The organism is Cobetia sp. 5-25-4-2 (assembly GCF_013374075.1).
Classification (GTDB): Bacteria; Pseudomonadota; Gammaproteobacteria; order Pseudomonadales; family Halomonadaceae; genus Cobetia; species Cobetia marina.
In genome coordinates this window covers 55,922-79,830 of the sequence record NZ_BLWK01000003.1, presented here as the reverse complement: position 1 = coordinate 79,830, position 23,909 = coordinate 55,922, and the positions used below count along the sequence as shown (strand labels likewise).

At 63.9% G+C, this 23,909-nt stretch carries 17 protein-coding genes; 4 read left to right on the top strand and 13 right to left on the bottom strand.

Annotation, left to right across the window (positions count from 1 at the left end):
- Window positions 1–115 precede the first annotated feature (115 nt).
- The 6 genes from HXS65_RS07925 to HXS65_RS07900 all read right to left on the bottom strand — a co-directional run bounded on the left by HXS65_RS07925 (window position 116) and on the right by HXS65_RS07900 (window position 7,158).
- Window positions 116–1,120 (bottom strand): lysylphosphatidylglycerol synthase transmembrane domain-containing protein, encoded by a 1,005-nt coding sequence (locus tag HXS65_RS07925; RefSeq protein WP_084209307.1) that lies wholly within the window; start codon window positions 1,118–1,120, stop codon window positions 116–118.
- 63 nt (window positions 1,121–1,183) lie between these two features.
- On the bottom strand, window positions 1,184–1,999 hold the full coding sequence (locus HXS65_RS07920) for a DUF2334 domain-containing protein (protein WP_176493622.1): 816 nt from the start codon (window positions 1,997–1,999) through the stop codon (window positions 1,184–1,186).
- Window positions 1,992–3,101, bottom strand: a complete 1,110-nt coding sequence (locus HXS65_RS07915; RefSeq protein WP_077379411.1) for a glycosyltransferase family 1 protein — start codon at window positions 3,099–3,101, stop codon at window positions 1,992–1,994. The genes HXS65_RS07920 and HXS65_RS07915 overlap by 8 nt, the downstream gene beginning before the upstream one ends.
- 646 nt (window positions 3,102–3,747) lie before the next feature.
- Complete coding sequence (locus tag HXS65_RS07910; RefSeq protein ID WP_176493621.1) at window positions 3,748–4,101, bottom strand: hypothetical protein; 354 nt, start codon at window positions 4,099–4,101, stop codon at window positions 3,748–3,750.
- A gap of 272 nt (window positions 4,102–4,373) precedes the next feature.
- Window positions 4,374–6,320: an exoribonuclease II gene (locus HXS65_RS07905; protein ID WP_136939002.1), complete on the bottom strand. Its 1,947-nt coding sequence runs from the start codon at window positions 6,318–6,320 to the stop codon at window positions 4,374–4,376.
- A gap of 172 nt (window positions 6,321–6,492) precedes the next feature.
- Complete coding sequence (locus tag HXS65_RS07900) at window positions 6,493–7,158, bottom strand: NAD(P)H-binding protein (protein WP_077379241.1); 666 nt, start codon at window positions 7,156–7,158, stop codon at window positions 6,493–6,495.
- A gap of 406 nt (window positions 7,159–7,564) precedes the next feature.
- On the opposite strand from HXS65_RS07900, the gene HXS65_RS07895 reads away from it, so the two are divergent.
- On the top strand, window positions 7,565–8,686 hold the full coding sequence (locus HXS65_RS07895; protein WP_255304455.1) for an oxidoreductase: 1,122 nt from the start codon (window positions 7,565–7,567) through the stop codon (window positions 8,684–8,686).
- A gap of 100 nt (window positions 8,687–8,786) precedes the next feature.
- Here the strand turns inward: HXS65_RS07895 and HXS65_RS17565 are convergent, their stop codons facing one another.
- From HXS65_RS17565 to HXS65_RS07860, 7 genes are all read right to left on the bottom strand, one after another.
- Window positions 8,787–9,992: a TIGR01620 family protein gene (locus HXS65_RS17565; RefSeq protein WP_255304454.1), complete on the bottom strand. Its 1,206-nt coding sequence runs from the start codon at window positions 9,990–9,992 to the stop codon at window positions 8,787–8,789.
- Window positions 9,989–11,476 carry a YcjX family protein gene (locus HXS65_RS07885; protein WP_255304453.1) on the bottom strand — a complete coding sequence of 496 codons (1,488 nt, stop codon included), beginning with the start codon at window positions 11,474–11,476 and terminating at the stop codon, window positions 9,989–9,991. Before HXS65_RS07885 ends, HXS65_RS17565 begins: the two co-directional genes overlap by 4 nt.
- Before the next feature lie 121 nt (window positions 11,477–11,597).
- Complete coding sequence (locus tag HXS65_RS07880) at window positions 11,598–12,803, bottom strand: MFS transporter (RefSeq protein WP_084209808.1); 1,206 nt, start codon at window positions 12,801–12,803, stop codon at window positions 11,598–11,600.
- A 166-nt stretch (window positions 12,804–12,969) separates the two neighbouring features.
- Window positions 12,970–13,806, bottom strand: coding sequence for a DUF2927 domain-containing protein (locus HXS65_RS07875; RefSeq protein ID WP_176493620.1), 837 nt, complete (start codon window positions 13,804–13,806; stop codon window positions 12,970–12,972).
- Window positions 13,807–13,963: 157 nt separating this feature from the next.
- On the bottom strand, window positions 13,964–15,556 hold the full coding sequence (locus HXS65_RS07870; RefSeq protein ID WP_136938999.1) for a solute:sodium symporter family transporter: 1,593 nt from the start codon (window positions 15,554–15,556) through the stop codon (window positions 13,964–13,966).
- 439 nt (window positions 15,557–15,995) lie between these two features.
- On the bottom strand, window positions 15,996–17,591 hold the full coding sequence (locus tag HXS65_RS07865) for a solute:sodium symporter family transporter (RefSeq protein WP_077379247.1): 1,596 nt from the start codon (window positions 17,589–17,591) through the stop codon (window positions 15,996–15,998).
- A gap of 392 nt (window positions 17,592–17,983) precedes the next feature.
- On the bottom strand, window positions 17,984–19,693 hold the full coding sequence (locus HXS65_RS07860) for an alkaline phosphatase (RefSeq protein ID WP_255304452.1): 1,710 nt from the start codon (window positions 19,691–19,693) through the stop codon (window positions 17,984–17,986).
- A gap of 327 nt (window positions 19,694–20,020) precedes the next feature.
- Here HXS65_RS07860 and HXS65_RS07855 point away from each other — a divergent pair, with 327 nt between their 5' ends.
- The 3 genes from HXS65_RS07855 to katE all read left to right on the top strand — a co-directional run bounded on the left by HXS65_RS07855 (window position 20,021) and on the right by katE (window position 23,495).
- Complete coding sequence (locus HXS65_RS07855) at window positions 20,021–20,647, top strand: DUF924 family protein (protein ID WP_176493619.1); 627 nt, start codon at window positions 20,021–20,023, stop codon at window positions 20,645–20,647.
- Between the two features lie 99 nt (window positions 20,648–20,746).
- Complete coding sequence (locus HXS65_RS07850; protein ID WP_084209300.1) at window positions 20,747–20,992, top strand: GlsB/YeaQ/YmgE family stress response membrane protein; 246 nt, start codon at window positions 20,747–20,749, stop codon at window positions 20,990–20,992.
- A 259-nt stretch (window positions 20,993–21,251) separates the two neighbouring features.
- Window positions 21,252–23,495 (top strand): catalase HPII, encoded by a 2,244-nt coding sequence (gene katE, locus HXS65_RS07845; RefSeq protein WP_176493618.1) that lies wholly within the window; start codon window positions 21,252–21,254, stop codon window positions 23,493–23,495.
- Window positions 23,496–23,909 lie beyond the last annotated feature (414 nt).

Below are 23,909 nucleotides of genomic sequence, written 5' to 3'. Positions count from 1 at the left end.
ATGGACGTTCAACATCGAATCATTACCATAACAAACACTTATCCAAATGGCGATGAGCAATGGAAATGAATGATGATGCGCTGGAGCTGTCCGGCAGAGGTGGGTCGCTGGGGGGTCAGGCCGAGGGCGAGCGACGATTGAGCAGGCGGGCCAGCATGCCGCGTCCCGCCATCACGAAGAACACCGGGGCACCGGCGATCAGGTAGAAATAGAAGGTGACGGCGCGCCAGATGACGACGGCGGCAGCGGCGGTGGAGGCACCGATGACAGGCCCCAGCAGTGCCGTGGACGAGAGTTCGGCACCGCCTGCACCACCGGGCAGCAGCGTCAGTTGCCCGGCGGCGAGCGAGAGCATCTGCACGATGAAGGTCCAGCTCCAGTCGATGTCGCGCCCAAGTCCCGCGACGGCCAGATAGAGGATGGAATAGCGCAAGAGCCAATGGGCGCAGCACAGCAGAAAGATCAGGCTCAACGTCAGGCGAGGCAGGGCGAGCGTCTCGATCAGTGCATGGCGGAAATGGATCAAGGCACGCGCCAGTCTGAGGCGCGAACGATGGCGTACCTTGAGCCAGCGCAGCAGGCGGCCACTGGCCTTGATCAATCGTCGATGATGCTTGCCGAGCGCCGCCAGCAGGCCGAAGCCGAAGATCAGCAGCAGCGCCGGCACGGCCAGCATCCAGCCCAGGCGTAGATCGATGGTATGCGACAGTGCGTAGAGCCCGATGCTGGCGAGCGCCGAGAGAAAGAACAGCATGTCGGTCATCTGGTCGACGGCAAACACCGCCGAGGCGTGTGCCGGGCGTACCCCCTGACGTGCCAGCAGCCCCATGAGAGTGAGCGGGCCGCCACTGCCACCCGGCGTGGCGCTGATGGCGAACTCGGTGGCCATCACCATGCCCAGTGCACGCCGCTGTCCTAGGTGGCCGCCACGCCCGGCCAGCAGCAGGCGCAGGCGTCCGGCATTCAGGTTCCAGCACATCACGATCATGCCCAGCATCAGCGCGAAGGTCTCGAGGGGGAACTGGCGCAGCTGGCTCCCCAGCCCACTGCCGCCCAGCACCAGCGGCACGGCGATGACCAGCACCAGGCCGGCTCCCAGCATCCACAGGGCGCGATTCATGGTGGATTCTCGTGTTCAGGCGATGGGTGGAAGGGCATGGTGCCCAGGGCATGCTGCGGGAACTCAGGCAGCACTGTCGGCATTCCGTCGATCGGCGGTGAGCAGCCCCTTGTGTGTCAGCCAATCGAGCTTGGTCATCGGCAGATAGCCATCATCCAGCAACCGTGTGACAAGTCGTGCCCAGTAGTCTCGCGAGCCCGTGTGGCGCATGTCGACCGGATGCAGTCCGAGGCGCAGGACATCGGCGTCACGCTCACGCGCCATCTTGCGTTCCGTGACCCAGCGGGACATGGCGCGCCGCGGCGCGGAGCGCGCGCTCCACACCAGTCCCGGAGCATCGATGGGGGTGAAGTCCGGCAGGCGATAGAGGTGCTGAGGGTCGCTGGTGTATTGGAAGTCCAATGCCTGCAGGGCGCGCCGTGTGCCGTCACTCATCAACCAGGCCGGTGCCACGAAGCCCGACAGCGGCCAGCCGAGCCGCTTGAACAGGGCAGCGCCTTCCTGAAGACGCCGTCTGGCTTCGCTCTCATCGAGGGGATAGAACTCGCCTTCCCAGGTCAGTACGCGGCGCATCACGTAATCGCGTGGCGTGCGGGGCGGCGGCGCATCATCGCAATGATGAAAACCATGCAGCGCCAGCTCATCGCCCTGCTGTCTGCGGGCCTCCAGCAGGGCAATGAACTCGGGAGCACTCTCGAGAGGGTTGCGATGGTGGAAGTCCGGCACCACCAGCCAGGTGATCGGGCAGGGATGGCCAAGTCGCTCCTGACACAGCTCATCCATCTGATTGACGAAGTCGCGATAGTCCTGCCAGGTCTCGGGAGCGATGTCGTGGAGGACCAGCAGGAAATGCTTTCTGGCGGCTGGAGACTCACCCATGTGTCACCTCTTCCAGTATCGGTTGCAGCTGAGTGCCGGTGACGGCGCGATAGTGATCGAGCAGTCCATCCACCACGCGGTCCCAGTCATGGTGCTTCTCCACATGACGACGCGCCTGGCGACCCAGGGCCGCCGGGTCATTGGCGAAGATGTCCTGAACGGCACGCGCCATGGCATGCGGTGCATGAGGATCACACAGCTGGCCACAGCCCAGCGGAACATTTTCCGCCAGCGCACCGGCGCGAGCGGCCACCACTGGCGTGCCGCAGGCCATGGCTTCCAGCACGACCAGACCGAAGGTCTCCTGTGTGCCGGCATGCAACAGCACATCGACGGAGGCGACCAGTCTTGCCACCTCCGCGCTGCTGCAGAAATGGCCGGTGACACTGACATTGTCCGGCAGGTGGCGAGGCATCCCGGAGCCGATCAACAGCAGATGATAATTCGGGCCAAGCAGACGGGCGACTTCCAGCAGCTCGTCGAGATTCTTCTCGCGTGAACCGCGGCCGGCGAAGGCCAGCAGTCGCACGTGATCCGCCAGGCCAAGTTCACGTCGCAGGTCCTGATCCCGGCAATCGGGGTGGAAGGTGTTCAGATCGACGCCCAGTGGCTGGATGTGGACATTGCGTACCCCGAGTCGATCCAGTCGCCTCGCCATCACGTCACTGGGTGCCAGCACGCGATCGAAATGGCGATAGAGGCGCTGCACATAGCGATCGACATTGGCCCCCGACCACTCGCCGAGACGGTTGGTGATCAGACGTGGCAGATCCGAGTGATAGAAGCCGATCACCGGGACATCCAGCTTGCGGCCTGCATCCAATGCCGCCCAGGCGGTGACGTAGGGGTCACCCGCCTCGATCACGTCCGGCTGCAGTGCCAGCAGGGTGCTGACCCAGCCTCCACGCCTCAGCGGGAAGCGGTAGCCATTGCCGAAGGGTATCGGGGGTGCCGGGACGTGATAGAGGTCATCGCTGACACTGGAGGACTCTCCGGGAACCAGCAGGCTGTGACGAATGCCTGGTCGGCTTCGTAGGCGTCGTCGCTTGGCTTCCAGATAGGTTCTCACGCCGCCGCTGGACGGCGCATGAAACATCGTCATGTCTGCAACGTGGAGCATCTATTTGATTCCGTTGTGTTTTCTGGCAGACAGCGCCGAAAGGTCAATTCTTGTGCCCAGTCTGAGTCTGCTATTGATCTGGGGGGGAGAGGGGTGGGCTTCAAGTAGGCTTTTGGGAACGCGGAAGTCATGTTGCGCAACTGGCTCTGCTTTCCGGTCGCTGGCTACCCCCTGCACTCAAGAGTGAGACGCCAACCCTACGCCATGGATGGCGTGACCCATGTGACAGCGGCCGGAGGATTTTGTGCGATGCCAGCCGAGGAGGCGTCATGCTGGCCCAGCAGCGAATGCGCTCGCGGGCACAACACGGTTGCGGCGTTGGTGAGCCGCGGTGCAGACAGAACGTGATGCGGGGGGAGTGATTCAGGGGAGTGATGCGGGTAGGGGATTCAGGGGACTGATGCGGGAAGGACGTGATACTGGAAGAAAGTGATCAAGGGAGATAGTGAAAAAGGGAGAGAGTGAAAAAGGGAGAAGCGACGGGACACCTGGCCATGCCATGGCAAAAAAAATCCCACCCGGGCAGCCGGATGGGAAAGTTGCGTGCACTACAGGAATTCAGGGGGATACGCGGATGGATTCCCGAGGCCTTCTCAGACGCGGACTACGCCTGGGAGTGCCTCAGGACTCATGAGAATGATTGAGCGGACAGGGAGGACATCGCCTGGCCCAGCTCTTGGGAGAAGGCGGCTTCGGGCTCGGCGGGACGTTGACTGGCGAGCAACACGAGGCTCAGCAGCATGCCGGCTGCGAGCAGCAGGCGATTGCGTGTCCGGCGGCGGTCCCGCTCCAGCAGCATGGCCACATGCTCCATCGCCTCCTGCTGGATCTCACGCTGTCGCTGTGGCGTGACCGCGTCACGCGAGTGGCCATCTGACGGCTGATCGGTGATACGTGCCAGGACCATGGCCGGCTGGCGCACGATGGCGGCGTGTTCTGCAGCATGACGCTGTGAGGCAGCAGGCGAGCGATGGAATTTCATGGGAGGTCCTCTCACGGCAAGTGGCAGCATGGACAGATGGCAATGACTGACTCGGTACTTGACTCAATCAACGTTGGCGCGAGGAGTGTGGATGCCTCGTGTCTCGATGAAATGAGTGTAGCGTGATTTTCTGTTTCATAAAATTACAATTTATCACGATACGATCACGCTATGAATACGTTACGTTTCAGCAACGAAAACGCCCCGGGCGCAGAGCGCTCCGGGGCGTGGGGTGCCGCCATCCTGTCAGACGGCGGTGAGCAGGTCGCGGCTTATTCGGCCGGACGACCCACCAGTGAACGACGTTCTTCACGGGCTTCGGTCAAGGAGACCTTGATGATGTCGCCCAGGGAGTAACGCAGCTCGTCTTCGATGCGCACACGGCCTTCCTTGTCATCGATCGCGACCTTCTTGCGATCAGTGTGGATCAGCGGTGCCGGAATGAAGACGCTGGCGCCATTCTCTTCCAGGCGCACACGCATGCCACCGCGGCGGATGTCGATGATCTCGCCAGTGAAGACCTGCTGCTCTTCGGCGGCCTTGGTCAGGTAACGCACGTAGAGCCAGTCCTTGACGTCGCGCTCAGCCATGCGGTTGAGACGACGACGTTCACTGAGGTGTTCGGTCAGCTGCTCGGTGGCTTCGGCCGGAGCATCCTGACCCAGAATCACGCGCTTGATCAGGCGATGGTTGACCATGTCGCCGTACTTGCGGATCGGCGAAGTCCAGGTGGCATAGGCCTCGAGACCCAGACCGAAATGCGGGCCCGGCTGGGCAGACATCACGGTGTAGCCCTGGAAGCGACGCATGCGCACGTCCAGCCAGGTATCCTCGCGGCTGTCCAGCTCCTGACGCAGCAGGCGATAGCCTTCCAGGCTGCCCAGCTGTTCCGGCGTCGCGGTGATCTCCTGAGTGGCCAGGAATTCGATGGTGTCGTCGTACTTCTCCGGTGCAAAGCCCTGGTGCACGTTGAAGATGCCGTGACCGATGTGCTTGGAGAGCAGACGTGCGCAGCTCAGGTTCGCGGTGATCATGGATTCTTCGATCATGCGATTGCTGATGCGGCGATGGTCGGCACGCACGTTGAGCACGTTGCCTTCCTCATCCAGCTCGAATTCGAAGTCCGGACGCTCGCGGAAGATCTGGGAGTTGCGTGCACGCCAGGCGATACGCGCCTGAGTGAAGGCTTCCAGCTGACGCAGGCCTTCGGCCAGCTCCTCGGTTTCCGGCTTCCAGCTGCCTTCCTGGCCTTCGATCCAGTCAGAGACGTTGTCGTAGGTCAGGCGGTGATGCGAGCGCATGGTGGCCGCGAAGAACTTCGGCTCACCGATCACGCCGTCGGTGTCGATGTCGACGATGCACATCAGCGTCGGACGGTCTTCACCTTCCTTCAGCGAGCACAGGTCATCGGCCAGGATTTCCGGCAGCATGGTGACGTTCTGGCTCGGCAGGTAGACGGTGAAGGAGCGCGTGCGCGCCTCTTCGTCCACGCGGCTGCCTTCCGGCACATAGGCGGTCGGGTCAGCGATGGCGATGCTCAGGGTCCAGCCGCCTTCCGGGCGCTCGACGATGTGCAGGGCGTCATCCATGTCACGGGTCTTCTCACCATCGATGGTGAAGAAGGGTACGTGAGTCATGTCTTCGCGGGTCAGACCTTCCTCCAGCAGCGGCCAGTCGTTGCCGCCCTCCGGAGAGGCCTGTTCCAGCGCGTGACGCGCCAGGGTGACACGCCACGGCACGCGCGGGTTGTCCACCTCGGCGATGACTTCCTCGATCTGGGCGAAGAAGCTGCGGTCATCCTTGCGCATCGGGTGACGCAGCAGACGAGCCACGACCCAGTCGCCATCATTGAGGCTTTCCTCATTGATGCCGCGCTTCACGCGCGCTTTCATGCGCGTGTTGATGGACGGGTGATCCGGCATCACGTTGAGGCGACCGTCACGCTTGCCGACACGAGCGACGAAGCGGTCGACACCCGTCTCGATCAGCACTTCCGGCTGTACGGATTTCTTCTCGCCTTCGACCTTGACGGTCGCTTCGACGGTATCACCGTGCAGCACCTGCTTCATGGCGGGCGGCGGCACGAAATACGACTCGCCATCCTCGCACTCGAGGAAGCCGAAGCCCTTGTCGGTGCCTTTGATCACCCCCGTGACACGGGGAATTTCCTGGCGGATTTGATCTTTCAGCTGCGCCAGCAGCGAATTGTTCTGCAGCATTTCGGAAGTTCTGTTGGCGGGGTCAGTGGCTCACTATACGGACATGACGCATGGGGGGAAAGCGGCCAGAGACTCCGACGCCCGCACGGGCTGCGTGCGGGCGTCGGCAGCTGGCCGAACGAGTGGCGATGACGCCGCCGGTGGCGGTGCGTCGCTTGCGCCAGATGCGGCTTCAGACCGTGGCAGCAGCGTCCTGCAGCAGGCTGGAGACCGATTGATCACCATCGAACAGCGTGAAGACCGGTGCCTTGCGATGGCGACCTCCGATCTCGCGCGCCTGCATCACGCCCAGCAGGAATTCCGCCACGTTGGCGCGTGAGACCTGCATCTCGTCGGACTTCTCCGCGTCCTGGGTCAGCTTGCCGTTGCCGGCTTCCTCGGTGAGGCGGCCCGGCTTGACGATGACGTGGCGCAGTCCGCTCTCGGCCAGGCAGAGATCCGCCGCCTTCTTGGCCGCGAAGTAGGGACGCATGGCCGCCGGGCCTGCCAGCGGGGTCTCGGAGCGGATCGAGCTGACCTGGATCACCCGCGAGAGGCCGAATTCCGCGGCCAGTTCCGCAGTGCGCATGGCACCGTGCAGGTCGATGGTCAATGTCTTGTCAGGGCCGGTATGCGGGCCGGACCCCGCGACGAACACTGCCTGGTCACAGCCATAGAACGCCTGGCGCATCTCGCCTTCCAGGTCTCCCATGACGGTCGGAATGCCGCGTTCATGGAACCAGCCCTGCTGGTCCGTCGAGCGGATCATGGCGACGATGGGTTCGCCGGCGGCCTGGGCCTTCTCGCAGAGTTGACGACCGATCTTGCCATTGGCACCGATGATGAGCGTCTTGCGCATGTTGGCGACTCCTTTTTCGGGGGAACGAATGCAGCAGGCCGAGCTATCATCTCGAGAGAGCGATCCTCAAGCGATGACTCGGCGGGATACCGTCTTTCCTGCGGCCGGCCGGAGTGAACTTCAAGTGGTCCTGCCGTCGGGAGTCTGACAGGAGGCAAGGCCATGAGAGATGTGATGGGGGGAGTGGACAGAGCCGATCACACGCACGCGAGGCCGGCACTCGCAAGCCGCGCATGACTGATGTGAGCGCCGACACACCTACATGAGTCTTAGCTTATAAATACTGCGGTATTAAAGGCGCATGCCGGGGCTATGCCGTGACGTGCAGCCTGCTAGGATGGCGCTACAACACCCGAGAGCCCACGGCTCTCGGTCTCCACGACAGCATGAAAGACAAGGACGTCCGATGAGCGCCACGATGAATTCCGATGCCGCGCCCTCCCAGACACAAGGCAACGCCATTCGCGTCGGCCTGATCGGTTATGGCATGGCGGTGCGTACCTTCCATGCGCCACTGATCGAGGCGACGCAAGGCCTGGCGCTGGTCGCGCTCTCGACCTCGCGTCCCGAGGTGGTCAAGGTCGAACGTCCCGAGCTCGAGGTGGAAGCCACTCCCGAGGCACTGCTGGCGCGTCAGGACATCGATCTCGTCATCATCGCCACGCCCAACGAGACCCACTATCCCCTGGCGAGTGCGGCGCTGGCGGCTGGCAAGCATGTGGTGGTCGACAAGCCCTTCACTGTCACGCTGGCCGAGGGTGAGGCGCTGGCCCGAGAGGCGGAGCAGGCAGAGCGGGTGCTGGCGGTGTTCCACAATCGTCGCTTCGATGCCGATTTTCTGACGCTGGTCGAGCTGATCGAGGGCGGTACCCTGGGGCGCATCGCCCACATGGAGTCCCATTTCGACCGCTTCCGCCCCAGCGTGCCGGACCGCTGGCGTGAGCAGGCCCTGCCCGGCAGCGGCCTGTGGTACGACCTCGGGCCACATCTGCTGGATCAGGCGCTGTGCCTGTTCGGCGAGCCTGCCAGTATCCAACTGACGCGTCGCACCCAGCGCGAGGGAGCCGTCACCGATGATTTCTTCCATGCCGTATTGAGCTATGCCTCGCATGCCATCTATCCCTCGCTGGTGGTCGAGCTGCACGCCAGTGCCTTGGCGGCCGCACCGACGGCACGTTTCGCCGTCCACGGCACGCGCGGCAGTTACGTGACGTTCGGTCTCGATCCTCAGGAGGCATGTCTCAAGGCCGGCAGCTTCCCGGCCCGTGACGAGGCCGAGCGGCTTGCGCAGCAATGGGGGCGCGACCCGCGCCCGGGCATGCTCACGGTGCTGGAAACGGCAAGGGAGGCCGGCGATGGGGAGCAGGTGCTGGTCGCCGGTATCCACCAGGGCCGCGATGGCGACTACCCGGCCTGGTATGCGCGGCTGCGCGACTGCATCCGTTCCGGCAGTGCCAACCCGACGCCCGCCGACGAGGCGCTGCGCGTGATGAAGTGGCTGGAAGCGGGGATCGCCAGCGAAGGCTGAGGCTGTTGGCGGTGAGATGACTCACGAAAACGCGCGCCCCGATGACTCGGGGCGCGCGTTCTGCTTTCAAGAGAGTGACAAGGATCAGCCTGCGATGCGCTCAGGCGTTGGCGTCGTCCTCGCCCTTGTCGGCCTTGCGCATGCGCGAGAATAGCTCCGCGCGCAGCTCGCCGATGCGCGGTACCTCCTCGGCATGGAAGGGGATGGGGCGCAGCAGGCGCATGGCACGCAGGCCCAGGCGGGCGTTCATCAGGCCACTGCCCAGCCCCTGTCCGGCCTTGGTGGAGAGGCGGCCGGCCAGATTCATCGACAGCAGATCCATGCTGGCCTCGGCGGCCAGTTCACTGGCGCCGGCGAAGGCCATCGACGCCAGCACCTCCTTGAACAGACGCAGACGGCTGGCGTAGCCCAGCTCCAGTCCGTAGAGGCGCGACAGGCGCTCCATCATGCGCAGTCCGCGCCAGGCCACCAGGCTCATGTCGACCCAGGTCAATGGCGAGACCGCCACCATCACCGCCGTCTCGCCGCTCATGCGCGAGATCAGACGCCGCGCCTCACGGTCCCGCGGCCCCAGCACATGGAAGGCGAACAGCTCGCGGCGCTCCGACGGGGAGTGATGCGCTTCGCAGGCAGCGCGCCAGGCGCGCACGCCGGCATCATCCTCGCCCAGCTTCATCTGACGGCGCAGCTGCTCAAGCAGGTCTTCCTGCTGGCTGTCGGCCTTGCCGCCTGCCTTGTTCGAGCCCTCGTCAGGCGTGGACGGCGCATCACCGCGCTGGCCAAAGCTTTTCTGGCCAAAGCCTCCTTGACCAAAGCGCTCCTGGCCAAAATCACCCTGCTGATGTTCTTCCAGCTCGGCACGCAGCGCGACATGCTTGCGCAGATGACGCAGTCGGAAGAGCTCCTTGCCCAGCGCGCGGGCGCCGAGCCCGATGGCACCAAGCCCCAGCAGGCCCCAGGCCCCGGCGATCAGGTCACCGCCCATGGCCGCCTGATACAGCGCATGGCCGGCCTCGACACCACCGAGTGTCAGGGTGCCGAGCAGCAGCCATTTGAGGCCACGATGGCGTGGCCTGGCGCTCAGCGTTGCATCGAGTCCCGGCGTGGCGGGTGCTGGTTCGGCCGCGGCCAGTGGCTGGCTTTCCATCTCCGGCGAGAAGTGGCGCGCGCCGCGCAGGGCCTCTGCCGCGCTCTCGGTGGGGCGCTCGGCGTAAGCCGTCGAGGTGGCATCGGCCTGCGCCGAGTCGGCAGAACCGGGACTCGTGAAGCGTTTGCCCGGGCGCGGGTGGCGGGATTCAGTGGTCATTTCAGGTGGTCTCCCAGCAGCCAGTCGAGCACGGCGTCCATGCGAATATGAGGGGGGGCATTGCCATCAACCTGCGGCGGCGCGAAGTGGGGGAAGTCGAAGCGGTTCTCGGCCCAGAAGTTCGGGTCGGGCAGCCGTGAGGGCACCTCGCCCGGGAACAGCAGCACGGACTCGCGGCCAGCGCCCCGCGCGCCTGAGTCGCTCGACCCTTCGTGCTCACCGAGCAGGTGTCCCGCCAGCGCCGGATGACGCTGACCATTCTCGACCACTTCACGCGCCTCGCTGGCGCGGATGGCGGCGATGGTGAAGGCCTTGAGCGGCACGTCGCGATAGCGCAGGCGTTTGAGCGGGCCCGCCAGTAGCTGCTCGAGCAGGTCGCGCATCGCACCATGCTGCTCGGGGGTGACGTGGTCGGCCTTGGTGGCGGCGATGGCCAGGCGGTCGATGCGACGGTCCATCAGGCGCGCCAGCAGGTGACGGCGGCCATAGGCGAAGCTGTCGAACAGCTTGTCCAGCGCGCGGCTCAGGTCGCGGAAGGGTGCCGGGCCGGCGTTCAGCGCGCCCAGCACGTCGATCAGCACGATCTGGCGGTCAAAGCGCCGGAAGTGGTCGTGATAGAAGGGACGTACCACGCGGCGGCGGTAGTGATCGAAGCGCCGCGCCAGGGTGCGGTACAGGCTGGTTTCCGGCAAGGCGGCCAAGGCGTCGGCTGTCCAGTCGCCGAGCCCCGGCAGCGGGAAGAACTGCAGCACCGGCGCTTCATCCAGCTCGCCGGGCAGCAGAAAGCGGCCCGGTGTCAGGTCGACGAAGCCCCCCTTGCGGCGTGCGGCGTGCAGATAGTCGGTATACAGGCTCGCGATCTCGGCGAGGCGGTCTTCATCCACTTCGCTGTCCGGCGTCAGGCCCGCGATGGCGCCCATCCAGTCATGCGCCCAGTCGCCGCGCCCATCGGCCAGCTGCGTCTCGCATTCGCTGCTCCAGGCGGTGAAGTCCTGCTCCAGCATCGGCAGGTCCAGCAGCCATTCGCCGGGATAATCGATCAGGTCCAGTGTCAGGGTGGCGCGCTGGCTGTCGAGCATGCGCGCGGCGCGTGAGGTGGGGCGAAAGCCGATCTTGAGACGCAGCTCGCTGATGCTGCGGGTCGGCGTCGGCCATTCGGGGCCATGGGGCGAATGCTGGCCGGACAGCGAGCGCAAGCCGGCTTCCAGCGGAAAGCGCGGGATGGAAAGATCCGGCTGACTGACACGCTCTGCCCCGAGCAGACGGCCATCGCGGGCGGCAGGCAACAGCTCCAGACGCGCGCCGAGTCCTGCGTGGCGCAGCTGCTCGATCAGCGAGACGAGAAAGGCCGTCTTGCCGGCACCGGACAGACCGGTGACGGCGAGCCGCAGCTGACGATCGAGGCCGCGCTCCAGCAGGTCATGGGCTTCGCGGCCCACCTCGCGGGCAAGCTGGCGGGCGTTGCGGGTCATGGTGTTGAACATCAGGCATTCCCTGTCAGTGGGGGCGAGGCGGCGACACGACGTGACGGCAGATCGGCAGGTGATGGTGAACGCGAATCCGGCAATGGCCAATGGCCGACGTCGTGCGCCGTGATGCTCGCCGTCAGTGCTGTATCTGCGGGCGATCGGTACGCAAGGCAAGCTGTCGCCATGCCAGCAGTGCCACGGGCAGCAGGCAGGCGGGGATCAACAGCAGGTTGAGCAACGCCCAGCCCAGCGTGCTGACCAGTGGCCCGGCCAGCAGTGCCGTCACCGCGCCTGTGGTGAAGACGAGGAACTCGTTGGCGGCCTGGGTGCGGGCCTTCTCGTTGGGGCGATGACAGCGGGTCAGCAGTGTGGTGGCGGGCAGGAAGGTGAAGTTCCAGCCGATGCCGAGCAGGATGAGGCCGAGGAAGAAGCCCTGGGTGCCGGTCAGATAGCCGGCGGCCAGCAGCTGCGCGGTGCCAAGGCTTGCCAGCAGGAAGGCGCAGCCGGTGATGATCATGGTGCCGGTGCCGAAACGTGCGGTCAGGCGTCCGGTGAAGAAGGAGGGCAGGAACATCGCCACCACGTGCCATTGGATGGTGGTGGCGACGTGATCGAATCCGTGTCCGGCATGCGCCATCGCCAGTGGCGTGGCCGTCATCGCCAGGTTCATCACCCCATAGCCGACCATCGCGCTGAGCACGGCCAGCAGGAAGGTCGGTTGGCGCAGGATCACGCCCAACGGGCGCGCGGGTTCGGGTTCATCATCGCCGTCCGACTGGGCGCTGCCTTCGCTGGGCAGCCGAATGAAGGCCAACAGCAGCAACGCCACCAGATACAGCGCCCCCAGCCCGAGAAAGCTGCCCAGGAAGGGCGTGTCGGCCAGTGCATGACTGGTGCGGGCAAGCCAGGGGCCGAAGAAGGCTGCCAGCACGCCACCACCCATCACCAGCCCGATGGCGCGCTCCCGCTGCTCCGGGGGCGCGGCTTCCATGGCGGCGAAGCGATACAGCTGGCCGAAGCCGATCCCGATGCCCACCAGCCAGGTGGAGAACAGGAACAGCCCGAAATGCTGCAGATGCAGCGCCAGCACGGCCAGCCCCGCGCCTGCCAGTCCACACAGATTGCCGAGCACGAAGCCGCGGCGTCGTCCGAGGCGTGCGGTGATCAGCGAGGCAGGGATGGTGGCGCACATCAGGCCCAGCCATTGGGTCGCGACCGGCGCGGTCGACCAGCTGCTCGAGGCAAGCTGGGCACCGATCAGCGGCGAGACCGCGATCAACAGGATATTGCCGCTGACCAGCAAGGCCTGGCACAGCGACAACAGCGTAACGGCCAGCGGCAGGCGGGCCCGACCGGCAGTGGAGGATGAGGATGACATGATGACGCAGCTCCGACGGATTGCGGCGCCTGATGCGCCTGTCCTGATTATGCCTGTGCTCCGCTCAGGCGTTCCAATTCTCCGTCAGGCGTCGAGGAGTCCGGGGCGGGGCGCGTGATGACTTGCATGCCTACTCTCCCGCCCATTCCCGCAGGCTGTCCCGGCGCACGCGGCGAATGGCATGTGACAGCTCGCCCTGCTCGGCAAGTCGCTGGATGACCGCAGGCAGCGCAGCGCGCACCTGCTCGGCTGACATACCGGGGGAGAGCTCAGGGGCATAGAGCATCTTGAGCAGCACGTAATCCAGCGGGCTCAGCCAATGATCCACCGTGACGTCGCTGAAGATGGAGGGAAACACCCTGTCCGAATCATTGGGCAGCCCCATCAGCTGGGCGGTCTCCTCGACGACGCAGTCCACCAGGCGCGCCTTCTGGCGGGCGTAGTCGACCGGAATCAGGATCAGTCCACTGGCGATGGCCTGGTCGGCCCCGGTCTTGAACAGTGTCAGGCAAACACCTTCCCGCAGTGCCTTGCGCATGCCCGGTGTGCTGGCCTGCTGCTTGCCGACGTAGGCGGCGGCCTCGTGAGTCATGTGGTCCCGGGTGATGAAGGCGATGCGCAGGTTGGCCTCTCTGGCGGAGGACACGAAACTCAGCGGCTGGCCGGTGATGGCGGAGAGATGACGAAACTGGACCTGGCTCAATTGGCGTTGCAGGCGGGCGTCACCCAGCTGCGAATCGAGCCAGACCGTGATCGGCACCTGCCAGCGGGTGAGCGAGGCGCTGCTGCCGGGCTGGTATTCACGCTTGAGCGCCACCTCCAGAAAGCTGTCCGTCAGCACATCGGCGCGCTGCCAGCGCTCGGCGGCCTGGCTGACAGGCACCGACATCAGTGAGGCGAGCAGGGAGATCGACAGTGACAGCACCTTGAGGCGCGGACGACGGCTACGCAGGCGACAGCGGGACATGGGAGGCCTCGGTGATGAGCGACTCGTCCAGCATGCCTGAAAGCGGTGCAGCAAATGCACAAATGCACGAATGCCCCGGCTGTCCGGGGAGACAGGGCGGGGCATTCGTGTCATGGCGGATGTGCTGCTCGCGGGGCGAGTCAGCAAACGGCGCGGGTCAGATGAAGGCCAGATAGATGGCGATCACCAGCACGACCAGCAGCAGCGCACAGACCTTGGCACCTTTCCAGGGGGTCATGTCGATGGCGCCGACATCCTGCTGGATCCATGGCTCGTCACGCGGTGCCAGCTTGCCGATGATCAGCATCATCGCGATCAGCAGCACGAACACCAGGCCGACGAAGTGGAACTCGTGGATCACGTCCAGCACGCCGGAGAAGGCCGGCACGAAGTAGACCACGCCGATCACGCTGCAGCCGATCAACAGCGCCAGGTTGGCGGCGATGGTCGGCACGCGACGCGTCAGCAGGCCCATCAGCACCACGGCGAAGATCGGGATGAAGTAGATGGCATTCATCTTCTGCAGGTAACCGAACAGGCTCTCCTGACCGGCCAGCAGCGGCGCGAGGGTCATGGAAGCGATCGCCAGCACCCAGCCGAAGCCCTTGGAGACCTTGACCACTTCCTCGTCGCTGGCATCACGGCGCAGGTGCGCCTTGTAGATGCCGGTGGAGAACAGCGTGGTGGTGGCGTTCAGCGCCGAGTTGAAGGATGACAGGATCGCCCCGACCATCGCGGCGGCGAAGAAGCCGGTCAGCGGTGCGGGCAGCACGTCGAACACCAGCTGGCCGTAGGCGCTGTCGGCCTTGACGCCGGAAGAGGCGTAGAGGTGATAGGCGATGATGCCGGGAATCACCAGATACAGCGGGCCCAGCAGCTTGAGCGCGCCGGTCAGCAGCACGCCTTTCTGGCCCTCGGCGAGGGTCTTGGCGGCGAAGGTGCGCTGGATGATCTGCTGATTGGTACACCAGTAGAAGAAGTTGATGATCATCACGCCGGTGAACAGGGTCGAGAAGGGCACCGACTGGTCTTCACTGCCCATGGAATTGAATTTCTCGGGATTGGCGGCGGTCAGCGTGTCCCAGCCAGCCATCACGCCCTGGCCGTCGCTCACGGCATCGAGACCGAACCAGACGATCAGCATGCCGCCGATCAACAGTCCCACGCCGTTCAGGGTGTCGGAGATGGCGATGGAGCGCATGCCACCGAACAGCGCATAGATGGCACCGATGATGCCGACCACCCAGATGGTCATCCACAGCAGTGCATTGGGCGAGCTGATACCGGTCAGAGAAGGCAGATCCAGCATGCCCTGCAGGCCGATGGCACCGGAGTAGAGGATGATCGGCAGCAGGATCACCGCATAGGCGAACAGGAAGATGAGGTTGGTGATCAGCTCGGTGCTGCGCCCGTAACGCAGCGCCAGCAGTTCCGGCAGGGTGGTGATGCCACTCTTGAGGAAGCGTGGCAGGAAGAACAGCGCCATCACCACCATCGCCAGCACCGCCATGACCTCCCAGGCCATCACCGACAGACCATCGGTGAAGGCGGCGCCATTCAGACCGACCATCTGTTCGGTGGACAGGTTGGTCATCAGCAGTGAGCCCGCGATCAGCGGGAAGGTCAGACTGCGTCCGGCGAGGAAATAGCCGGTGGAATGCGAGGTGTCATCGCGATGTGTCCACCACCAGGTCAAGGCGGCGACCAGGCCGGTAAAGAACACGAAAGAAACAAGGGTAAGGGCGTGCATGGGAGGAGGGTTCCTTGATGCTGGCTGGCGCGACGTCTGGCTCACGGGCACTCGGTCCGCGCGGCGATTCGGCGATCAGTCCAGCAGTATCGATGCAATGCACACAGCGAGCTGTGTCATCGTCCGTGACGAGACTCACCGGTAACATTCGCGGCAAGTCTGGCGACAGTGTAGGTATCTCCCGAGTTCCTGCTATCCGCCATTTGTAGAACATACGTTGGTTTCGGGGCTTGGCTCGCCCCTGTCGGCGTGATGGCGGGCAGGGGAAACGTGTGTCAGGCCCGCCTTGTGAGCCCCGCCTTGTAAGACCCGCCTTGTGAGCCCCGCCTTGTAAGACCCGTGACGCGAGACCCGCCGCGCCGCGCAACGAAAGCGCCCCGTCTCGGCGAGGAGAACGGGGCGCAGGCGGCCAGGGGGACACCGTCAGGTCATGCAGTGCTCAGCCGGCGAAGGCCAGATAGATGATCATCACCAGTATGAGAAGAATGATGCTGGCGATGCGCGTGCCAGCCCAGGGCGTCATGTCGATGGCACCGACATCCTGCTGGATCCAGGGCTCGGCACGCGGTGCCAGCTTGCCGATCACCAGCATCAGGGCGATCAACAGCACCAGCACGATGGCGATGAAGTGGAAGTTGTGCACCTTGTCGACCAGCTCGGAAAGCACCGGCACGAAGTAGAACAGGCCGATGACCGCACAGCCCAGCACCAGCGCCAGATTGGCGGCGATGGCCGGCACGCGCCTGGAGAGAAGTCCGACCACGATCACCGCCAGCAGCGGGATGTAGTAGATGGAGTTCACCTTCTGGATATAGACGAACAGGCTTTCCTGAGTCGCCAGCAGCGGCGCGATGGTCATCGCGGCGGCTGCCATGATCCAGCCCGCCCATTTGGACGCCTTGACCACCTCTTCATCGCTGGCATCCGGCTTGAGGCGTGCCTTGTAGACATCGAGACTGAACAGCGTGGCGGTGGAGTTGAGCGCCGAGTTGAAGGACGACAGGATCGCGCCGACCATCGCCGCGGCGAAGAAGCCGGTCAGCGGGGCAGGCAATACATCGAAGACCAGGCGACCGTAGGCGGCGTCAGCCTTGATGCCATCACCGGCGTAGAGCTGGAAGGCGATGATGCCCGGCAGTACCAGGTACAGTGGGCCCAGCAGCTTGAGCGCGCCGGTCAGCAGCACCCCCTTCTGGCCCTCGGCCAATGTCTTGGCGGCGAAGGTACGCTGGATGATCTGCTGGTTGGTACACCAGTAGAACATGTTGAGCAGCAGCACCCCGGTGAACAGGGTCGAGACCGGCACTGACTGGTCATCACCGCCCAGCGAATTGAGCTTCTCCGGGTGTGTCTCCTTGAGTGTTTCCCACCCGGCGAGAATGCCGTTGCCATCACTGATCCGATCCAGCCCGTAGTAGACGATGATCATGCCGCCGATCAGCAGCCCGATACCGTTCAGGGTGTCGGAGATGGCGATGGAGCGCAGACCGCCGAAGAGGGCATAGATGGCCCCTGCGATGCCGACGGCGATCACGGTGCCGGTCAACAGCACCATCTGGGAATCGATGCCGGTCAGGGCATGCAAATCCAGCACGCCCATCAGGCCGAGGGCGCCGGAATAGAGAATGCTGGGCAGCAGGATGATGGCGTAGGCCAGCATGAAGATCAGGTTGGCCAGCAGCTGGGTGGTGCGATCGAAACGCAGTGCCAGCAGCTCCGGCAGGGTAGTGATGCCGCTCTTGAGGAAGCGTGGCAGAAAGAACATGGCCATCGCGACCAGCGAGACCACGGCCACCACCTCCCAGGCCATCACGGAGAGGCCATCGGTGAAGGCGGCCCCGTTCAGGCCCACCATCTGCTCGGTGGAGAGATTGGTCATCAGCAGGGAGCCTGCGATGATCGGGAAGGTCAGACTGCGGCCGGCGAGAAAGTAGCCGGTGGAATGGCGATGGTCGTCACGACGGGTCAGCCACCAGGTGATCACGGCGACCAGCCCCGTGAAGAACACGAAGGAGCTCAGGGTGAGGGCATTCATGGCGTTATCCTTGTTGAACAACAGGGCTCGGAGGCCTGGCTGCTCAGTTGCCATCACCCGATTGGCCTGCCTCACCGTTGGCGCGCGGTACCTCGAGGCAGGCGGTCAGTGATCGACAACCAGCGTGCCGATCAGTGTCAGAGAAATGCGCTCACCTCTCCATTGACAATTTGTCTGACATTTTTCCCCAATTGTCTGAAGCGTGCAGACATAGCAGCGTGGCCGGATGTCCTCTTCCGGCGCAGGGTCTTCTCGAGTGGCTCTGGGGAAGGCGGCACCCGACAGGCGGCCCAGACAGGCGAATGCCCCATGCACTCGAGAATCCGCCCTCGGGATCCTGTCGTGCACGGGGCATTCGGGGTAGAGCGTGAACCGCGTGTGTCGCGGCAAGTTCAGCCCATTCGCGACTCAGGCGTCAGCACCTTCTGATAGAGCGAGGCGCCGTGGATATCCTTGAGCGTGACGGTCAGTGCTTCGTTCTCCGGATCGAGATCCACCTGACCGAAGAACTGGAACCCTTCGCTGGGCGACATGTTGGCACGGCCTTCCGGCGGTGCCTTCACGAATTCCAGTCTTGGCCCGAAGGTATTGTCCAGCTCGCCAGGGCCGTAGGTGCCGGCATGGATCGGCCCGCTGACGAATTCCCAGAACGGCGTGAACTCCTTGAAGACGGCGCGCTCGGGCGAGTAGTGGTGCGCGGCGGTGTAATGGACATCCGCCGTCAGCCACACCAGGTTCTGGATGTCGTGATCGCGCACGAACTTCAGCAGCTCCGCGACTTCCTGTTCGCGTCCCAGCGCCTCACCATCGCCATTGGCACCGTTCTCGAAATTGTCGCCGTCACGCACCAGCAGGCCGATGGGCATGTCGGAGGCGATGATCTTCCAGGTGGCGGTGCTGGCCTTGAGCGACTGCTTGAGCCATGCCAGCTGATCGCGCCCCAGGAAGTCGGTCTCGGGGCCACGCCCGGACTGGCGATTGGCGGAATTGGGGCCGCGGAAGCTGCGCATGTCGAGCATGAACATCTCGAGCCCCGGGCCGAAGCTGAAGTTGCGGTGGATGCGTTCCGGCGCGGCTGGGCCGGTCCGCAGCGGCATGTTCTCGAGGAAGGCACGACGCGCATTGGCGGACAGCACGTCGAGATTCTTCTCGGTGTAGCGATCGTCCTCGAGAATCTCGCCCGGATACCAGTTGTTGGTGGTCTCGTGGTCATCCCACTGGGCGAACATCGGCACCTCGGCATTGAAGCGACGCAGGTTCTCATCCATCAGGTTGTAGGCGTACTGACCACGATACTCGTCCAGGGTCTCGGCGACCTTGGACTTGGCCGGCGTGACGATATTGCGCCACAGGCTGCCATCGTGCTGAGTGACGCTCTCCTCGAGCGGGCCATCGGCGTAGATGGTGTCGCCGGAATGCAGGAAGAAGTCCGGCTTGACCTGACGCATCGTCTCGTAGAGGCGCAGGCCACCGAAATCCGGGTTGATCCCCCAGCCCTGGCCGACGGTGTCACCGGACCACACGAAACGCAGCGCACGTGGTGTCTGAACGCCGGGCGGCAATACCAGACGCCCGGTGGTCGCCTCACTGATGGCGCGGTGGTCATCCAGTGCCGCATAGCGTACCCGGTAGAAGACTTCACCGCTGGCATTGGCGCGGGTGTTGATGCGGGTCAGATCCAGCTTGCTGGTCAGGCCGTCGGCCGGCAAGGCCACGGGGCCGCGCATCTGGAAGGCGCCACGCATCTCGATGTTGTCGGCCAGCTCGATCAGCATGCGGGCCGGCTTGTCGGTCTGACTCCACAGCATGGCGCGGCTGGCGGTCACGTCGCCGCTCATGACGCCAGAGGGCATGCCCGGGCGACGACCCTCGGCCATCACGATGGCCGGGGCGCCCAGCAGGCCTGAGCTTGCCAGCAGGCCCACGCCGGCACCCTGAAGGCCACGGCTCAGCAGGCGTCGGCGGTCCATTCGCGAAGGTGCGCCGGCGCGTGCGACATGCGAGTCACCGGGGTTCGCGTTCGCGTCGTCCTGCGAGGTGGGCGAGGCAGGTGTCGTGCGCGAGGAGCGGGAAGGTAGCAGATCAGACAGACGGCGGGACATGAAGGGCTTCCTTGTTACGGTCTGGCATCAGGATGGCAGCGGCGGCAAAGGTGCCGCGGTGGCTGACAGGGCTCACGGGAGAGGCTACTTTCCATGCTCAAGATGACGATCAGGTGTCAGAACCATGATCGCCATGCAGTCCCGTGAACCGGCAGCGCGACGTCCGGCCGTCAGAGCCTCCTTGCGGTGTTGCGGTGTTGCGGGTTCTCTTTGCCTTGTGGCCGCTCGCTCGCTTTCTCGCTCGCTTTCTCGCTCGCTTTCTCTGTTTACCTCTTCCCTTTGCGACTTGCTGTCACTTCTTGCCACTCCTGGATCAGGACACCTTTCATGAGTCCCTCACGCCCCTCGAACCCGACACCTCCATCGTCCACCCCCGCGCCATCGGATGCCGACAGGCTGATCGCGGATAGCCATCCCCAGGCACGGCCGGTGCTCGAACATTGGTTCACTCGACTGACGCCCAAGGACTGGTTTCGCAAGAGCGAGGCCCTCGATGCTCAGCTGCGTGAACGGTTCGCGGAGCTTCTCGAGCAGGCACTGGTCTGTGAACTGTGGGAGTGGCGCACCACTCCCGGTGGTCGGCTGGCGGAAATCCTGGTGCTGGACCAGTTCGCGCGCAATATCCATCGCGATACCCCGCGTGCCTTCAGTGGCGACAGCCTGGCACTCGCGCTCTCCCAGCAGGCCGTGGCGCTGGGGGATCTCGAACGCCTCCCGCTGGCCTGGCAACCCTTCGTCATCATGCCGTGGATGCACAGCGAGTCGTTGCGTGTCCATGAACACGCTGAAGCGCTGTTTGCACGCCCAGGGCTCGAGGACACGCTGCGCTTCGAGCGACGGCATGCGGACATCGTGCGTAGATTCGGCCGTTACCCGCACCGCAACGCGATTCTCGGCCGTGTTTCCACGCCACAGGAGGAGGCATTTCTTCGCCAGCCCGGTTCCTCGTTCTGACGATCGGGAAATCTGACCCTTTTAATTTCGCGAGATCGTCTCCAAGACATGTTCATCGGGCGCACAGCGCCACTTCATCCGCAAGAAAGGAGACAGCAGATGGGTATCATTCTTGGATTGATCATCGGTGGTCTGGCTGGCTGGATCGCAGGCAACATCATGCGTGGCGGCAGCTTCGGCATTCTCGGCAACATCGTCGTCGGTGTGGTCGGTGGCCTGCTGGGCAGCGTCATCTTCAAGCTGCTGGGGCTGGCCTCCACCGGCATCATCGGCTCGCTGGTCGTCTCGATCGTAGGGGCGGTGGTATTGCTGTGGATCGTCTCGAAGGTCAAGTCCAAGGCCTGACGACGCGGCGCCGGCGAACATCGTCAGGCGTTCCACAACAGTTCAGGTCGCAGGTGCATCAAGTCCCACGTGGGTGTCCTAAGGGATTCATTCGAGACACCCGCCGCATGGAAGTCGCCTGTCATCGGTTGCCCCTGACAGCCAGACGGTCCTCGTGACCGTGGCAAGGCAGCCTGACAGGACATCGCAAGGCCGAATCAACTTCGACGCCATCCCGGATGGCGCGTTGCAGATCTAGCGAAAACAGGAGCGTTTGAGCATGGCGAGCAATGAGCACGATTCAGCATCCTCCCCCCAGTCAAATGCCGACAGCGCCAAGTGCCCGTACCACGAGGGCCAGAACCGCTCGGCAGACGCGGAGAATCCCTATACCCATCCCAATCGCAACGGGCCACATGACACCCAGCCCAATGCCGGGGATGGCAAGGCCAAGGACGAGGCGCTGGAGACCTATCGCGCGGATGCCGAGGGGCATGACCTGCGTACCAACCAGGGATTGCGCATCGCGGACAACCACAACTCGCTGAAGGCGGGGGAACGCGGTCCGACCCTGATGGAAGATTTCATCTTCCGCGAGAAGATGAACCACTTCGACAACGAGCGTATTCCGGAGCGTATCGTCCACGCGCGTGGCGCGGCCGCGCACGGGTATTTTCAGGCGTACGACAATGCCGCCAGGTACTCCAAGGCCGGCGTGTTCCGTGATCCGTCGAAGAAGACACCGGTGTTCGTGCGTTTTTCCACCGTACAGGGCTCGCGCGGCTCCAATGACACCGTCCGTGACGTGCGCGGCTTCGCGACCAAGTTCTATACCGATGAAGGCAACTGGGATCTGGTCGGCAACGACATCCCGGTGTTCTTCATCCAGGATGCCATGAAGTTTCCGGACTTCGTGCACGCGGTGAAACCGGAGCCGCACAATGAGATTCCCCAGGGGCAGTCGGCTCACGACACCTTCTGGGATTTCGTGTCGCTGATGCCGGAAACCACCCACACCGTGCTGTGGACCATGTCGGATCGTGCCTTCCCGCGCCATTACCGCAACATGGAAGGCTTCGGCGTGCATACCTTCCGTCTGATCGACCGTGAAGGCGTGTCGCGCTTCGTCAAGTTCCACTGGAAGCCGGTGGCGGGTACCTGCTCGCTGATCTGGGATGAAGCCCAGAAGCTGTGGGGACGTGACCCGGACTTCAATCGCCGCATGATGTGGGATGACATCAAGAACGGTGCGCCGCTGGAGTGGGAACTGGGCATCCAGGTGGTGGAAGAGAAGGATGAACACAGCTTCGATTTCGATATCCTCGACCCGACCAAGCTGATCCCCGAATCGCTGGTGCCGGTGGTGCCGATCGGCAAGATGGTGCTGGATCGCAATCCGGACAACTACTTCGCCGAGACCGAGCAGGTGGCCTTCAATCCGGCCAACATCGTGCCGGGTATCGACTTCTCCAATGACCCGCTGCTGCAGGGGCGTCTGTTCTCCTATCTGGATACCCAGATGCTGCGTCTTGGTGGACCGAACTTCCACGAGATCCCCATCAATCAGCCGGTGTGTCCGTTCCACAACAACCAGCGCGATGCCCAGCATCGTCAGACCATCAACACCGGGCAGGCGTCCTACGAGCCGAACTCCATCGATGGTGGCTGGCCCTCCGAGACGCCGCCTGCGGATGAACATGGCGGCTACGAGCCACATCATGAGCGCATCGAGGCGCACAAGGTGCGTGCGCGCAGTGCCTCCTTCGGGGATCACTACTCCCAGGCCACCCTGTTCTGGAACAGCCAGACCGAGGTGGAGAAGGAGCACATCATCGCGGCCTACACCTTCGAGCTCTCCAAGGTCGAACGCCCGTGGATCCGAGAGCGGGTGATCACCGAGATCCTGCCCAACATCGATCTGGAGCTGGCGCGTCGTGTCGGTGAGAACCACGGTATCGAGGCGCCCACCACCCAGCCGGCGCCGAAAGGGGAGCTGGGCACCAGTCAGATCGAGAGCGACCCGGCGCTGAGCCTGATGGCGCGCATGCCCGACAGCATCGCGACCCGCAAGGTGGCGATTCTGGCGGCCGATGGCGTGACGATGGAAGATGTGCGCTCCATCCAGAAGCAGCTCAGCGATGAAGGTGCCGAAGGGCTGCTGATTGCGCCGAGCATGGCACCGATCAAGGCCAGCGATGGCAGCATGCTGGCGCCGGACGCGATGCTCAATGGTCTGCCGTCCGTGGCGGTGGATGGCGTGGTCGTGGCCGGTGGCGAGGGTAGCGTCAAGGCGCTGGCCGCATCAGGGCTCGGCCTCTACTACGTGCAGGAGGCTTACAAGCACCTCAAGCCCATCGTGGCGATCAGTGAAGGCAAGGAATTGCTGGCCGCCGCGCGCGTGCCGGTCGAGGAGGGCGTCATCCTGGTGGATGATGTGCTCGCCGCCAGCCTGCCACTGCGTGATGCCCTGATGGCTCACCGTGTGTGGTCGCGTGATGCGCGTGCCAATCAGATGCCAGCATGAGGCGCTGACGCCCCAAAAGGCATGATGTGACCCACCAAGCCCCCTGACCTTTGAAGGTCAGGGGGCTTTTTCATGGTCATGATGCAGTCATTTGTGGACGTGAAGATGGGGTGGCGGTGAAAGGTGTAAACAAGGTTGGTGATGCCGTTGAATTGAGTGCCGTCCTGCGGTTCACGCCGCTGAGAGTGGCTGATAGGCTCGGTGATAGGGGCTGATTATCGAAGGCATGCTGGTAATTGATTATCGCTAGAAGCACCAGGTGCGTAAGGTAAGCAGGCATCAAGGGGCCACAAGCCAGCACATGCCGGGCAGGCATCGGCCCCGACCCGATTCGACAATGGGCTGCAGGCTTTCACATCAAGCAGCGCATGAAAATGTGACATCAGCAGCATCTGGCCTTGCCAGTCGAGTTTG